At 64.1% G+C, this 14,389-nt stretch carries 10 protein-coding genes and 2 pseudogenes; 7 read left to right on the top strand and 5 right to left on the bottom strand.

What is annotated here, in order from left to right:
* The first annotated feature begins 214 nt into the window (after positions 1 to 214).
* Complete coding sequence (locus MYA_RS23290) at positions 215 to 643, top strand: PRC-barrel domain-containing protein (protein ID WP_034194768.1); 429 nt, start codon at positions 215 to 217, stop codon at positions 641 to 643.
* A 13-nt stretch (positions 644 to 656) separates the two neighbouring features.
* On the opposite strand, the gene MYA_RS23285 is transcribed toward MYA_RS23290, so the two are convergent.
* Positions 657 to 1,376 carry a Crp/Fnr family transcriptional regulator gene (locus MYA_RS23285; RefSeq protein WP_014725330.1) on the bottom strand — a complete coding sequence of 240 codons (720 nt, stop codon included), beginning with the start codon at positions 1,374 to 1,376 and terminating at the stop codon, positions 657 to 659.
* Between the two features lie 738 nt (positions 1,377 to 2,114).
* Here MYA_RS23285 and MYA_RS23280 point away from each other — a divergent pair.
* Positions 2,115 to 2,636: pseudogene (locus MYA_RS23280) on the top strand (IS5 family transposase); the annotation flags it as partial.
* Between the two features lie 597 nt (positions 2,637 to 3,233).
* Positions 3,234 to 4,229 carry a group II intron reverse transcriptase/maturase gene (ltrA, locus tag MYA_RS23275; protein ID WP_014725328.1) on the top strand — a complete coding sequence of 332 codons (996 nt, stop codon included), beginning with the start codon at positions 3,234 to 3,236 and terminating at the stop codon, positions 4,227 to 4,229.
* Here the strand turns inward: ltrA and MYA_RS23270 are convergent.
* Positions 4,219 to 5,424, bottom strand: a complete 1,206-nt coding sequence (locus tag MYA_RS23270) for an IS110-like element ISBma3 family transposase (RefSeq protein ID WP_014725327.1) — start codon at positions 5,422 to 5,424, stop codon at positions 4,219 to 4,221. The two genes, ltrA and MYA_RS23270, sit on opposite strands and share 11 nt — an antisense overlap.
* A 496-nt stretch (positions 5,425 to 5,920) precedes the next feature.
* Between MYA_RS23270 and MYA_RS23260 the strand changes: the two are divergent.
* A pseudogene (locus tag MYA_RS23260) lies at positions 5,921 to 6,403 on the top strand (IS5 family transposase); the annotation flags it as partial.
* Between the two features lie 387 nt (positions 6,404 to 6,790).
* Here MYA_RS23260 and gcvA read toward each other — a convergent pair.
* Positions 6,791 to 7,690, bottom strand: a complete 900-nt coding sequence (gene gcvA / locus MYA_RS23255) for a transcriptional regulator GcvA (protein ID WP_014725325.1) — start codon at positions 7,688 to 7,690, stop codon at positions 6,791 to 6,793.
* Between the two features lie 119 nt (positions 7,691 to 7,809).
* Between gcvA and MYA_RS23250 the strand changes: the two genes are divergently transcribed.
* On the top strand, positions 7,810 to 8,514 hold the full coding sequence (locus tag MYA_RS23250; RefSeq protein WP_014725324.1) for an SDR family oxidoreductase: 705 nt from the start codon (positions 7,810 to 7,812) through the stop codon (positions 8,512 to 8,514).
* A 58-nt stretch (positions 8,515 to 8,572) separates the two neighbouring features.
* Here MYA_RS23250 and MYA_RS23245 read toward each other — a convergent pair whose 3' ends face one another.
* The gene (locus MYA_RS23245; protein WP_011882551.1) at positions 8,573 to 9,712 is read right to left on the bottom strand and encodes a patatin-like phospholipase family protein; all 1,140 of its coding nucleotides are present in this window, start codon (positions 9,710 to 9,712) and stop codon (positions 8,573 to 8,575) included.
* A gap of 633 nt (positions 9,713 to 10,345) precedes the next feature.
* Here MYA_RS23245 and MYA_RS23240 point away from each other — a divergent pair.
* Both MYA_RS23240 and MYA_RS23235 read left to right on the top strand, forming a co-directional pair.
* Positions 10,346 to 12,100, top strand: a complete 1,755-nt coding sequence (locus MYA_RS23240) for an ABC transporter permease (protein ID WP_011882550.1) — start codon at positions 10,346 to 10,348, stop codon at positions 12,098 to 12,100.
* A gap of 11 nt (positions 12,101 to 12,111) precedes the next feature.
* On the top strand, positions 12,112 to 13,458 hold the full coding sequence (locus MYA_RS23235; protein WP_014725322.1) for an ABC transporter ATP-binding protein: 1,347 nt from the start codon (positions 12,112 to 12,114) through the stop codon (positions 13,456 to 13,458).
* Between the two features lie 30 nt (positions 13,459 to 13,488).
* Here MYA_RS23235 and MYA_RS23230 read toward each other — a convergent pair whose 3' ends face one another.
* On the bottom strand, positions 13,489 to 14,367 hold the full coding sequence (locus MYA_RS23230; RefSeq protein WP_011882548.1) for a MurR/RpiR family transcriptional regulator: 879 nt from the start codon (positions 14,365 to 14,367) through the stop codon (positions 13,489 to 13,491).
* Positions 14,368 to 14,389 lie beyond the last annotated feature (22 nt).

Below are 14,389 nucleotides of genomic sequence, written 5' to 3'. Positions count from 1 at the left end.
GCATCGAGTAGTCGCCGATATCCGGCGATATCGATAAGCATGGCGAAATCGGTCGGCGCACCGGCGAGCCGATATTCCCGGTGTACCCCGGTACGGAGCCGTACCGACTTCCAATGCCGATGCACGTAGCGTTTTCTCGTGCGTCGAGTGCCGCTTTCGATGTCGAGGCCGTGCACGAGACGGATATTCCCGGAACTTGTCCAAGGATTACACCATGAGGATGCTCCATACCCCCGACCGATCCGGGGATGACGGAAACGGAAGCAAGCTCGTCGAACGCGATGCTGGCGATGAACCCGGTCATATGGTGACGACCGCGGATGTCCTGAAGGGCAGCCAGATCATCGCGTCGGACGGTGAGAATATCGGCAACGTATTCGACATCGTGCTCGATTTGCACCTCGGCAAAATTGCCTACGCGGTGGCGTCCAGCGGCGGCACGGGCGAGATGCTTCGTGCCATTCCGTGGAGTGCGATGAAATACAATGTCGGCGACAAATGTTTCCATCTGGATGTAACCGCTGCGCATGTCAAAAGCGCCCCGGGCTTCGACGAGGAGCATTGGCCGGTGATGACGCAATCGCAGTGGGGATTGTCACTTCACCAGTACTACAACCGGGTGCCGTACTGGGCCGTCGGATGAGGCGTAGTGACGGCTAGAGTTGCTTCAGAGCCGGAAGCAAGCGGTCGAATTCGCGTTTGACCACGCCGTAGCATTCGCACACGCGATTTTCGAGCCCGGGTCGGTCCAGCACCTCGATATGGCCGTAGTTGTAGCGGATGAGGCCGGCGTCCTGCAGCTTCAATGCCGCTTCCGTCACGCCCGACCTGCGCACGCCCAGCATGTTGGCGATCAGTTCCTGAGTCATGCGCAACTGGTTCGATGGCAGGCGGTCGAGGCTGAGCAGCAGCCAACGACACAGCTGCTGATCGATCGAGTGATGACGGTTGCATACCGCGGTCTGCGCCATCTGCGTGATGAGCGCCTGCGTATAGCGCAACAACAGACGCTGCATCGCGTTGCCGCGCCGGAATTCTTCTTTCAGGACGCTGGCGTCGAGCCGGTAGGCCTGTCCAGCGCTTTGCACGACGGCGCGGCTCGGCGTCGTTTCGCCGCCCATGAACAGCGACACGCCGATCATGCCCTCATGCCCGACGATCGCGATTTCCGCGGACGAGCCATCCTCCATTACATACAGCAGCGACACGATCGACGTGGTCGGAAAATAGACGTAATGAAGCTGGCCGCCCGATTCGTACAGCACTTTCCCGAGCGGCATGTCGACGATCGTCAGGTTCGGGATGATGCGTACAAGCTCGTTCTTCGGCAGTGCGGCAAGCAGGTGATTCTCGGTAACGGGCGGGTTGTCCGGCATGCGTGACTCCAGTGCTCGCGCCCGGCTGACGAGCGAGAATCCGACCGATGTGGGCGCTGCGGGAATCGGCGGACGGGGCGACCATCATACTTTACCGATCCGACGACCAGGCGGCAGCAATATGTCCCTTTTCCCGATGAAGTTCTGTAGATCGCTCGAATGCGAATCCTGTTTCGAAAATTATAGTGGCGGCACATGTCGCATCAAGGCAATGCGCAATCGCGCGCGCTTGATACGGGACCGATATTTCACGGAGCAGTTGAGGGGAAATCAATCGCGATCGGCAGGCCTGAGCGGTGTCGACCGCGGAATGATGAGCCGCGATGATGCGCGCGCGTCCGCTCCGTTGCTGGACGGTGCCACACGAGCACGCGAAGCGTAGCCTTCACCACACTGACCGCCGATCCAGAAGCCGGCCGCGATGACCGACGGGAACAGGGGTAATCGTCCTTTTCACGCATGTATGGACCCGACGCCTTTTGCAAGGGTAGGTTCAACGGATTGTTGCAACACCTTCCTATTAATATCGAATGAGGGAGGGTTGACGAATGGCATAAATGGGACGGCCGGGGTTGTCGCCAGAAGGCAAGTCAGAGGTTTGGCAGCGGTGGTGGGCAGGGAAATCGTTTCTCGCTATCGGGAAGGCGCTAGGGAAACACTGATTTATCCGTCTCGGTGGTCATCGCTGACGCAGCCGAGGACGTTGTAGAACATAGTTCACGGAACGAGTCCATGACGATGAAACGGCAGATGAGCTTTGCGGAAGCGGAAAGTGCGGGCAAGAAGCGCGTGACGCGGCGTCAGCGTTTCCTGGACGAGATGGAGAAGCTGGTGCCGTGGTCGCGGTTGCTGACGGCAATCGAGCCGTATTACCCGAAAGGAGCGCGCGGGCGCCCGCCGATCGGTCTGGAGCGGATGCTTCGAATCTACTTCCTGCAGCAGTGGTACAGCCTGTCGGACGAGGGGCTGGAGGATGCGCTGTACGACAGCATCGCGATGCGGGCGTTTGCCGGGATTGATCTGGCCATCGAGAACGTGCCGGATGCAACCACGCTGCTGAAGTTCCGGCGCCTGCTTCTCGAACATGACCTGACGCGCAAGCTGTTCGACGAGATTGGCATCTCGCTGTGCGAACGCGGGCTGACGATGAAGGAAGGCACGCTGGTCGATGCAACGATCATCGAGGCACCGCCGTCGACCAAGAACGCCGAGAAGTGTCGCGATCCGGACATGCATCAAACGAAGAAAGGCAACGAGTGGTGTGTGTCACGAGCGCAGGCGGAGTCTGCGATGCTGTACTGAAGATGGGAGGAGGCCTCCCGGAGTCGGCTTGCAGGAGCGGGCTCCAAACCACCCGGTGCTGCTGCGTTCAAAAGGCGTGGTGGTGAGCGACCGGGGAAGTCATCCGCAGAGGATGGTGGGTACGTGCTGAGAAGATGAGCGAAAGCAAACCGTCCGATGACGCATCGTTATTGCCGCGACGCTGTCGAAACTGAGGCTGGCCACTTGCTTCAGGACTAACCGGGACGACACCTGTTTACGGGCCCGGTGGCAGCCGGTGTATAGGCGGCATGATCTCAGTGCAGGCTTTGGTACGGAACGTGAGAACCTTGCTCCAGATGTGAAGGGAAATGACAAATGGCAGACACCACGAGGAAGAATACCGATGCTGGAGTGAGGGGTGGAGCCGCCCGTAGTAGTGTCGAAGTTCCTGTAATGGGAATGGAGCGAAGGGGCGGCGTTATCTTGCCGGTGAACGCGGTCAACCTGCGGGGATGAGCGGCGTGAAATCGGCGAAGCCGTACAACATTGCGAAGCGCACGGTATGGGAGGCATACCGGTAGGTCAAGGCCAACCGTGGGGCTGGCCGGGATCGACGAGGAAACCATCGCCGAGTTCGAGCAGAACCTGTCGAAGAATCTATACAAGCTGTGGAACCGGATGTCATCGGGGTCGTATTTCCCGCCACCGGTCAAGCAGGTGGAGATTCCCAAGGCGTCGGGAGGCACGAGAAAGCTGGGGGTGCCCACGGTCGCAGACCGTGTTGCGCAAACCGCGGTCAAACTGGTCATTGAGCCGAGCCTCGATGCAATCTTCCATCCGGACTCCTACGGGTACAGGCCGGGGCGGTCGGCGAAGCAGGCGGTGGCGATCACTCGTGAACGCTGCTGGCGATATGACTGGGTGGTGGAATTTGACATCAAGGCAGCCTTTGATCAGATCGATCATGGACTGCTGATGAAAGCGGTGCGGACCCACATCAAGGAAGACTGGATACTGCTATACACCGAACGGTGGCTGGTTGCACCGTTCGAGACAGCGGACGGCGCACGTGTGCCTCGCACGCGGGGGACACCCCAAGGCGGTGTGGTCAGTCCGATCCTGATGAACCTGTTCATGCATTACACATTCGACCGATGGATGCAGCGCACCAGTCCCAACTGTCCGTTTGCCCGTTATGCGGACGATGCGGTGGTTCACTGCCATAGCCGCAAGCAGGCGGAATACGTGATGCGTTCTATTGCAGCACGGCTGGCAGCTTGCGGGCTGACGATGCATCCGGAGAAATCGAAGATCGTGTATTGCAGGGGCAGCAATCGAAGCGAACGCCATTCGCAAGCGAGCTTTACGTTCCTCGGCTTCACGTTCAGGCCGAGAAAGGCGTATAGCACGCAAGGCGGCATTTTCACCAGCTTCCTTCCGGGGGCCAGCGAAGATGCGCTGAAGCGGATGCGGCAGGCAGTGCGGGGGTGGCGGCTCAACCGCCAGACCCACGTAACGCTTGCCGATGTGGCGAGACTATATAACCCAGTGATACAGGGGGGTGCCCCTATGTGTTTCGTCAAGCGTTAGGGACTGACTTGGGTTGGTAAATGGTGCCGTCGCGCAGCATGGCGAACAGAACGTCGCAGCGTCGCCGCGCGAGCGCGATGAGCGCTTGGTTATGACGCTTGCCTTGCTGGATCTTGCGCGAGTAATAGGCCCGTGAGACTGGGTCCCGCAAGGCCGCGAAGGCGGATAGGAATAAGGCGCGCTTGAGCACCTTGTTGCCGCGTCTGGATGGATGTTCACCGCGTATCGATGAACCTGAGCGTCGGGTAACCGGCGCGAGGCCGGCGTAGGCCGCCAGATGCGCCGCCGAAGCGAACGCCTTATGAGCGACCTCGGTCAGGAGTCTGGCGGCGGTCCTGACGCCGACTCCCGGCATGCTGGTCAGGACCGGCCAAAGAGGGTGAGCAAGCACCAATCGCTCCACTTCGGCAGCGATCTCGTCGCGTTGCTTACGCAATGCCGCAAGCTGCTGGGCTAAACGGGGCATGACGATGGTGGCGGCTTGCGTGCCGGGCACGGTCACGGCTTGTTCGCTCAGTGCCTGAACGATTTCGGCCGCTAAGCCTTTGCCCATGCGCGGAGCGAGCTTGGTCAGGCGATTGGCGAGCGTCTTCTCGCTGGTGCCGGCAAGCGCGGCGGGCGACGGATAGCGCTCAAGCAGATCGAGTACCGCTGGATGGTCAAGGCGCGGTCCGAGAACACGCTCGAGCGCCGGATGGATCTGGGTAAGCAGCCCGCGAATGCGGTTGCTGGTTTGCGTGACCTGAGCGGCGAGGTCGTCATCGAAGCCGCAGAGCATGGTGAGTTCGGCGAGTTGCTCGTCGGCCAGTCGAAGCGAGCGCAGCGTATGCGGCATCGAGCGAGCGGCTGCGGCGATGATCGCGGCGTCGCGGGCATCGGTCTTGGCTTCGCCGGCGTGCAAATCAGCGATGCGGCGCATGGCCAGTCCGGGCAGATAGGCGACGAGTACGCCTTCGGCGCGGGCGACGGCTACAGGAAGCGCACCGATGGTGGAAGGCTGATCGACGACGAACAGCAGTCGACCGTGAGTCTTGAGTTCGGCGATGAGGGCGCGCAGCTTGGCCTCGTCGTTGGGCAGTGCCTTGTTGTACAGGCGCTTACCGTTCCGATCGAGTGCCACGGCGTGATGGTGGCCCTTACCGACATCGACGCCGACAAAGACATCGACGGCGTCACGTTGTTGAGTGTCTTGCATCGAAGTTTATGCAGAGTGAACGGATTGGCCTGCAACAACGGTGGCAAGTCTCGGCATCCACGTTACGGACGGCGTCGGGATATCCCGGCCAAACCCCTATCAGCGATCACCAGCCACCCACCAGGCCCGGTGACAACACCCCCCGGATCATGACTGCGACTGGGGGCGAGAATCATGCCGGGCCTGGCTGGCCATAGCCCCGATTATCGGGGCGTGAAGATAGTAACGGGGAATTACTATGGCGCGTTCTACAAGACTGCCATGCTTCGCATCGTCCAGCACATCGACTGTGCTCTTGAGCGCTGGGCCAGACGGAAGTACAAGGGCCTACACGGGCGCAGGCGACGCAGTGCCGATTGGCTGGACAGAATGCGCCGGACCAACCCGATGCTGTTCGCTCACTGGCGTGTGGTTACGCCGCAGGCTGGATAACGGGAGCCGTATGACGCGAGAGTGTCACGTACGGTTCTGCGAGAGGCTCGGGGGGCGGTTCCCCGGGTCTACTTACCACTTCGGCATGAAGGCGCACATCGGCGTCGATGCCGATTCGGGGCTGGTTCACAGCGTGGTTGGCACGTCGGCCAACGTGTCGGATGTTTCGCAAGCGCACGCGCTGTTGCACGGCCACGAGCAAGAAGCGTTCGGCGATGCGGGCTACATCGGCGTGGACAAGCGCGCTGAAATGAAGAGCAAGTCGGTAAAGTGGCGCGTGGCGGCCAAGCGAGGAAAGATCAAGGCCATGCGCGACGGTGCGCTGAAGGATCTGGTAATCGCGCTGGAGCGAACCAAGGCGCAAATCCGCGCGCGGGTCGAGCATCCGTTTCATGTCGTCAAGAACCTGTTCCGTCATCGCAAGGTGCGCTACAAGGGGCTGTTCAAGAACACCGCGCAACTGTTCAGTCTGTTCGCCTTGGCGAATCTGGTGATCGCGCGAAACCGGCTGCGGTCGATTCATGGGAGCAATCCGTCATGCGTGTGAGAAATGCGGGAAATTAAGCGCATCCTCGGGTCAAACTTCCCCGAACGGGCGATGCTTCGCTTCGACATGCAGCCATGCCACGCCTGCGTCACCGACAACCTCGCGTGATCGTCTATTGATCAGTGTTTCCATAGAGACGGTTTCAAAAAGACGCGTAGCTACTGTCCCTCAGTGCCTCCCCGTTTAATGTCTCGTCCAAACCCTCCGTCGCCATTGCCGAGTGTGGAGTCTTGTGTGCCTTCGACTGCAACGCGGTCGCGTTTCCGACTCGAGTACAGACTTTCTACGATTTCCGGCAACGCGGCGGGACACCCGAAGACCGTACTGGCAAGGAGTCGAGGTACGGACACTTTTGTGCGCACACATCGACGGCGCGTCCCGCATCGCTCACGCAGCCGCATACTGCGCAAACAGCCACCGCCGCATGGCTTCGAGCGTATCGGACTGCGCATTCGCATTCGGAAAGACGACGTAAAAGCCGAGCGACATCGGAAACGAAAAATCGAATACGCGCCGCAGCCGGCCTTCGGCGATATCGCGCTCGACGAGCGGCTCGCTCGTCAAGGCGATGCCCTGGCCGGCGATCGCGGCGTCGATCGCGAGCAGCGACTGACTGAAGCGCGGGCCCTTGGTCGCGTCCACGCGGCCTCGTCCGCCGAGCTTGTCGACGAATTCGGGCCACAGATCGTGCGCGTCGTGCAACAGCACGTGCGTCGACAGATCGTCGATCGAGCGGATCGGCGGCGCGCCGTCGAGCAATTTGGGGCTGGCGACGGCGAACACGTCGAGCGGCGACAGTAACTGCGCGGTCAGCCCGGCGGGAAACGGCGGCTTGCCGAGCCGAATCGCGATATCGACGCCATCGGCCCGGAACGATGCGAGCCGCTCGTCCGCGACGACGCGCACTTCAATGTCGGGATGCTGCCGGCCGAAGTCGGCCAGCCGCGGAATCAGCCATTTCGACGCGAACGACGGCGTCGTGCTGACCGTGAGCGCCGCCGGCCGCTGGCCGAGCGCTTGCGTCGCGTCGGCGATCAGCTGCAGCGCGCGCTGGACCGACGAGAAATACTCGAGCCCGTCGCGCGTCAGCGCGAGCCCTCGCGGCAAGCGCCGGAACAACTGTACTTGCACCGCGTCCTCCAGATGCCGGACCTGCTGCGCGACGGCGCCCTGGGTGACGCCGAGTTCATCGGCGGCGAGGCGAAAATTCAGGTGGCGCGCGGCGGCCTCGAACGCGCGCAGCGCATTCAGCGGCGGAAACCGACGGGCATTGGACAGCGCCTTCATGCAGTAGAAAACCTACAGGGTAAATGCAGAAATGATCGTTCGACAGGCCGATTATAGAGGCCTAGAGTGGCGCTTTTGCACACGTCGGTAGCGTTGCGCCGACCATTCTGGAGAACGGCATGACTGTAGAAAAAGTGGCGTTGATCACGGCGGCGGGCAAGGGCATGGGTGCGGCGATCGCGCGCGACCTCGCGAACCACGGCTATCGCGTCGCGCTGATGTCGCCGTCCGGCAGCGCGGTCGAGCTTGCGACGGAACTCGGCGGTTTCGGCATCGCGGGCTCCGTCACCGACGACGCGGACATCGAGCGCTTCGTGAGCGGCACGCTCGCGAAATACGGCCGCATCGACGCGGTCGTCAACAACACCGGGCATCCGCCGAAGGGCGATCTGCTCGCGATCGACGACGCCAAATGGCACGAAGGGCTCGACCTGATCGTGCTCAACGTCGTACGCGTGCTGCGTCGCGTCACGCCGGTGTTCCTGCAGCAGGGCGGCGGCGCCGTGGTCAACATCTCGAGCTTCGCGGCCGATGCGCCCGAGCAGCCGATGCCCGTGTCGTCGGCGCTGCGGGCGGCGCTCAGTGCGTTCACGCGGCTGTACGCGGAGCGTTACGCGAAGGACAACATTCGCGTCAATTCGGTGCTGCCCGGCTTCATCGACAGCTGGCCGGAGACGCCCGAGATCGTCGCGCGCATCCCGGTCGGCCGGTTCGGCAGGACCGACGAGATCGCGCAGACGGTGACGTTCCTGTTGTCCGAAGGCGCCGGCTACATCACCGGGCAGAACCTGCGCGTCGACGGCGGCATCGTGCGCGCGCTCTGAGCGGCCGCGCGAGCGCGCGCCGCGGGCGGCACCACGCGACGCCGCCGCGCGGCGCGCGTCAGTTGTGCCGTTCGCCGATCCGGTTTTCTTCCGGGCTCCACACGCTCAAGCCCTCGGTCGGATCCATCGGCCGTTCCCACGGCCGCGCGGCGATCGCCTGCATCGTCGCGTCGAAACCGGCCTGGCGGCGCGCGGCAATCCCGTCCGGCGTGAAATCGATGTCCTTCCACTGATCGTCGCCGTCGAGTCGCGGCGCCGCGAGCTTGATGACGCGCATCGTAGTCTGACAGCCCCATGCGGCGAGCGCCTGCACGTCCGCCGACGCGCGCTCCGGCTCCGGTACGCGCATCACCAGTTCGTTGATCACGTGACGCAGCCGGTGAATCTGCTGCTGCCGCGCGATGTTGCCGTCGGTGCGGCTCGCATACTGGATGTCCTTCTGCCGTTCCGACACCTGCCAGATGCTCTGCGGCTCGGGGCCGACCGGATTCCACATCTGCACCGAGAAGATGATCGAGCTGCGGCGCGGCGCATCGTCCAGCACGACCTCGACCGGCGTATTCGAATAGATGCCGCCGTCCCAGTACGGCGCGCCGTCGACGCGCACGGCCGGGAACGCGGGCGGCAGCGCGCCGGAGCTCATCACGTGGTCGAGGCCGAGCCGGCGCTCGCGGGAATCGAAATAGCGCATCGCGCCGGTGCACGCGTTGACCGCGCCGACGGTGACGCGCGGCCGGCCCGCATTCAGCAGCTCGACGTCGATCAGCGAAGCGAGCGTGTCGCGCAGCGGCTCGGCCACGTAGTACGACGCGTGCTCGACGCCGACGTGCGCGAGCGGCCCGAGCCACGCGGCAGGGTTCGGCCGAAAAAATCCGGGCAGCCCCGCGCCGATCACCGCGAACTCGGCGCCGATCTTGTTCCAGGTCGTCGGCAGGCCCGGCACGTTCACCGCGGGGCGTTCGGTCACGTGACGCCAGAACTGTGCGATCCGCTGCGCGCGCTGCGCCGGCGCGTTGCCGGCGATCAGCGCCGCGTTGATCGCGCCGATCGACGTGCCGATGACCCAGTCGGGCTGGATGCCCGACGCGTTCATCGCTTCGAACACGCCGAGCTGGTACGCACCCAGTGCGCCGCCGCCTTGCAGCACGAGCACGACCTGGCCGGGCAGTTTCGGGTGTGCGGGTTGACTCACCGTCATCGTTCGCCTCGCGGTCGGTGACGGCCGGCGGGCGCCGGCCGGATGGAAGCAGTGTAGGCGATGGCCGGCGGCGCCTGCGCTGCGCGGTGCGTTGCCCGATGCCGCGGCGTACGAAGGGGGCGAGCGCATTCGAGTGGCGGATGCGCGTTTCGCCGATGGCGCGAGGCGGCTTCGCATCGAAGTGCTTCCTGCTGCCGTCATCGGCATCGAAGCGGACCTGCGATCGCGATACGCCGAATGCATGCCGGCCGGCCACTTCGACGGGCGGATCGTGCGCGCACTGGCGAGCGCCACGTGGCTTCTGTCTGCGACGTTCAATGCGAAGCGAAAGCTGTCGCGCTGCGCCAACGTTTGCGACCGGTTCCGCGACCGGCAATGTGTTGCATGTCAATGTCCTGTAAGTGACACGTCACATTTGCGTCATGCCGGCCCGATAGCCTGCGACACCGAATCGTCACTCCGGAGCCCATGATGCCGAACCTCGCGGCAACGGAACCCCGCGCCGCGGCTCGCTGCCGCGCGTCCGCCGTTGGCGTCTGCCGACGGCCTGCCTGGGGCCACGCACGCTGACGCGGCCATCGGCTGCGCGCGCGGCCGCTCCCATCGATTTTCAATTCCACCCACACGCTACCGATGGATATCCGCTTCTTCGATCCGAATCGCACCGCCAATGCGTCCGCGTGGCGCGTGCTGCCCAACCGCTGGGACGCGGTCGCGTTTCCGCTGATCATCGGCATCCTCGCGATGGCGATCGTTGGCTTCCACGAAACGATGGCGCCGATCGCGACGCTGCAGACGCAGAAGATCTCGCTCGATCCGTCGAACCTGCCCGAATACGCGTTGCGCACCACGCTGCGGATGCTCGCGGCGATGGTCGCGTCGCTCGTGTTCACGCTCGGCTACGGCACGCTCGCCGCGAAGAGCCGCCGTGCGGGCATGGTGCTGATTCCGATCCTCGACATCCTGCAGTCGGTGCCGGTGCTCGGCTATATCTCGTTTACGGTCACGTTCTTTCTCGCGCTGTTTCCGGGCCGCGTGCTCGGCGCGGAGCTCGCCGCGATCTTCGCGATCTTCACGAGCCAGGCGTGGAACATGACGTTCAGCTTCTACCAGTCGTTGCGCACGGTGCCGCGCGATCTGAGCGAGGTGTCGCGCGGCTTCCACCTCACGCCGTGGCAGCGCTTCTGGAAGCTCGAAGCGCCGTTCTCGATGCCGGGCCTGATCTGGAACATGATGATGTCGATGTCGGGCGGCTGGTTCTTCGTCGTCGCGTCGGAGGCGATCACCGTCGGCAACCGCACGATCACGCTGCCGGGCATCGGCGCGTATCTCGCGCAGGCGATCGCCGACAAGAATCTCGCTGCGGTCGGCTGGGTGATCGTCGCGATGTCGGTCGTGATCCTCGCGTACGACCAGTTGCTGTTCCGGCCGCTCGTCGCATGGGCCGACAAGTTCCGGATGGAGAACACCGCGTCGGGCGACGCGCCGCAATCCTGGCTGCTCGACATGATGCGCCGCACGCACCTGATCCATCAGCTGCTGGTGCCGGCCGGCTGGCTGCTGTCGCAGGCGGCGCGCGTTCCGCTGCGCGCGCCGTCGGTGACGCTCGCGCGGTCGCGCGGCAAGTCGTCGCGCCGGTCGTCGCGCGTCGGCGACCTCGTGTGGGCCGCCGTCGTGATCGCGCTGACGCTGTATGTCGCGTGGCGTGTCGTCGGCTTTGTGGCGACCGGCGTCACGCTGGCCGAGGTTGGCCACGTGCTCGTGCTCGGGCTCATCACGCTGCTGCGCGTGCTGGTGTTGATCGCGATCGCATCGGTGGTGTGGGTGCCGCTCGGCGTGCTGATCGGGCTGCGTCCGAAGCTCGCCGAGAAGATCCAGCCGCTCGCGCAGTTCCTCGCCGCGTTCCCGGCCAACCTGCTGTTCCCGGTGTTCGTGATCGTGATCGTCCACTTCCACCTGAACGCGGACATCTGGCTGTCGCCGCTGATCGTGCTTGGCACGCAGTGGTACATCCTGTTCAACGTGATCGCGGGCGCGATGTCCTATCCGAACGACTACAAGGAAGCGACGAAGAACTTCCGCATCCGCGGCTGGCAGTGGTGGCGTCAGGCGATGCTGCCGGGCATCTTTCCGTACTACGTGACGGGCGCGATCACGGCCTCGGGCGGCGCGTGGAACGCGAGCATCGTGTCCGAATTCGTGCAGTGGGGCGACACGAAAGTCGTCGCGCACGGCCTCGGCTCCTATATCGCACAGACCACCGCGGCCGGCGACTTCCCGAAGATCATCCTGGGCATCGCGGTGATGTCGCTGTTCGTTACGCTGTTCAACCGTCTGCTGTGGCGTCCGATGTACGCCTATGCGGAATCCCGGCTCCGTCTCGATTGAGAGTAAGCGCGATGCAAAACCCCACCGTAATCAACGCCCCCGTCCAGACGTCCCAGCCGCTTCAGCCGCCGCGGCCCGGCGCCGAAATCCTGCGCGTCGACCACGTGAGCCGCGGCTTCAACAAGACGCAGGGCGAATTGCTCGTGCTCGACGACGCGAACCTGTCGCTGCGCGAAGGCGAAATCGTCGGGCTGCTCGGCCGTTCCGGCTCGGGCAAGTCCACGTTGCTGCGGATCATCGCCGGGCTGATCGAGCCGACCGGCGGCGAAGTGACCTATCTCGGCAAGCCGCTGACCGGCCCGGCCGAGGGCGTCGCGATGGTGTTCCAGACCTTCGCGCTGTTCCCGTGGCTGACCGTGCTGCAGAACGTCGAAGCCGGCCTCGAGGCGCTCGGCGTGGGCGCGCGCGAGCGCCGCGAGCGCGCGCTGGCCGCGATCGACCTGATCGGCCTGGACGGCTTCGAAAACGCGTACCCGCGCGAGCTGTCGGGCGGCATGCGTCAGCGCGTCGGCTTCGCGCGCGCGCTCGTCGTCGATCCGACCATCCTGCTGATGGACGAGCCGTTCTCCGCGCTCGACGTGCTGACCGCCGAGACGCTGCGTACCGACCTGCTGGACCTGTGGACGCAAGGCCGCATGCCGATCAAGTCGGTGCTGATCGTCACGCACAACATCGAGGAAGCGGTGTTCATGTGCGACCGGATTCTGGTGCTGTCGTCGAATCCGGGGCGCGTGATCGCCGAGATCAAGGTGCCGTTCAAGCATCCGCGCAACCGGCTCGATCCTGAGTTTCGCAAGCTGGTCGACGATATCTACGCGAAGATGACCGCGCGCCAGACCGGCGAGGCGACCAAGAAGGGGCTCGAACTCGGCAGCTGGTTGCCGCAGGTGTCGACCAACCTGATGGCCGGTTTGATCGAAACGCTCGCGATGGCGCCGTACCACGGCCGCGCCGACATGCCCGAAATCGCGCGCACGCTGCATCTGGAGATCGACGATCTGTTCCCGATCGCCGAAGTGCTGCAGTACCTGGGCTTTGCCGACGTGCGCGAAGGCGACGTGTTCCTGACGCCGCCGGGCCGCGTGTTCGCCGAATTCGGCACGCAGGAACGCAAGCTGATGTTCGCCGATCATTTGCTCAAGCACGTGCCGCTCGCCGCGCGGATCAAGAAGGTGCTGAACGAACGGCCGGGCCATCGCGCGCCGCGCGTGCGCTTCGAGCAGGAGCTGGAGGATTTTCTGCCGGACGACACGGCCGAGGAAACGCTCGACGCGGTGATCGACTGGGGGCGTTACGGGGAAGTGTTTTCGTACAACGACAAAACCGAGGTGTTCAGCCTCGAGGACGTCGAGAGCTGACGCTTCATCGCCGCTGATGCGCGGCGCCGCTCACTCCGGCAGGTCCCACCGGTCGGCATCCTGCGCGCCGCCGCCCGTACCGAGCCGCTCGATCTTCTCCATGCGCTGCCGCGCGAGTTCCGGCAGCCGGTTCGTGACGCCGATCACGAGCGCCTCGGCGAGCGCGAGCGCGGGCACGTTGGTCTGCAACATCGCGAACGGCCGCCCGAGGATGCGCAGCACGATTTCGGCGAACGCGCTGATCGGCGAGCGCCATTCGTCGGTGATCAGCAGCACGCGCACGCCGAGCGCGTGCGCAGCCTGCGCGAACCGGACGCTGTCCTTCTGATAACGGCGAAAGTCGAAGATCACGAGCACGTCGCCCGGCTCCATGTCGGCCAGCGACACCGACGCGACGTTTACGTTCGGCTCGACGTAGTGCACGTGCGGCCGCGCATACGCGAGCGTGAACGAGAACAGCGAGGCGAGCGGCGCCGTATAACGCCCGCCGCCGCAGAACACGCGCACCTCCGGCGCCGCGAGCAGCGCCACCGCGGCGTCGAACGCGGCCGCGTCGAGCCCGTCGATCGTCGTCGCGAGCGATTGCGACAGCCGCTCGAAGATGGCCGCATGACTGTCGCGCATGCCGGTTTTCGAATGAAACGCGTCCATGCGCGCGAGCGGCGAGTTCATCGCCGCGTCGATCTCGTCGTGCAGCGCTTGCTGAAACGACGAGTAATTCGGAAAGCCGATCCTGACGACGAAGCGAAACACGGTCGGGTCGCTCACTTCGGCTTGCTTCGCGAAGCTCGCGATCGGCCCGAGCCCGAGGCTCGGGTAGCGATCCAGCAGCGCATGCGCCACCTTCTGTTCCGACGGCGTGAAGCTGTCCATCTGCGATAGCAGCAACGCCCTGATGCTTGTCCCCATGGGCCCCCCGGCTGGCTCGTGG

Source organism: Burkholderia sp. KJ006 (assembly GCF_000262695.1).
Classification (GTDB): Bacteria; Pseudomonadota; Gammaproteobacteria; order Burkholderiales; family Burkholderiaceae; genus Burkholderia; species Burkholderia vietnamiensis.
This window is presented reverse-complemented; position numbering and strand designations above follow the sequence as displayed.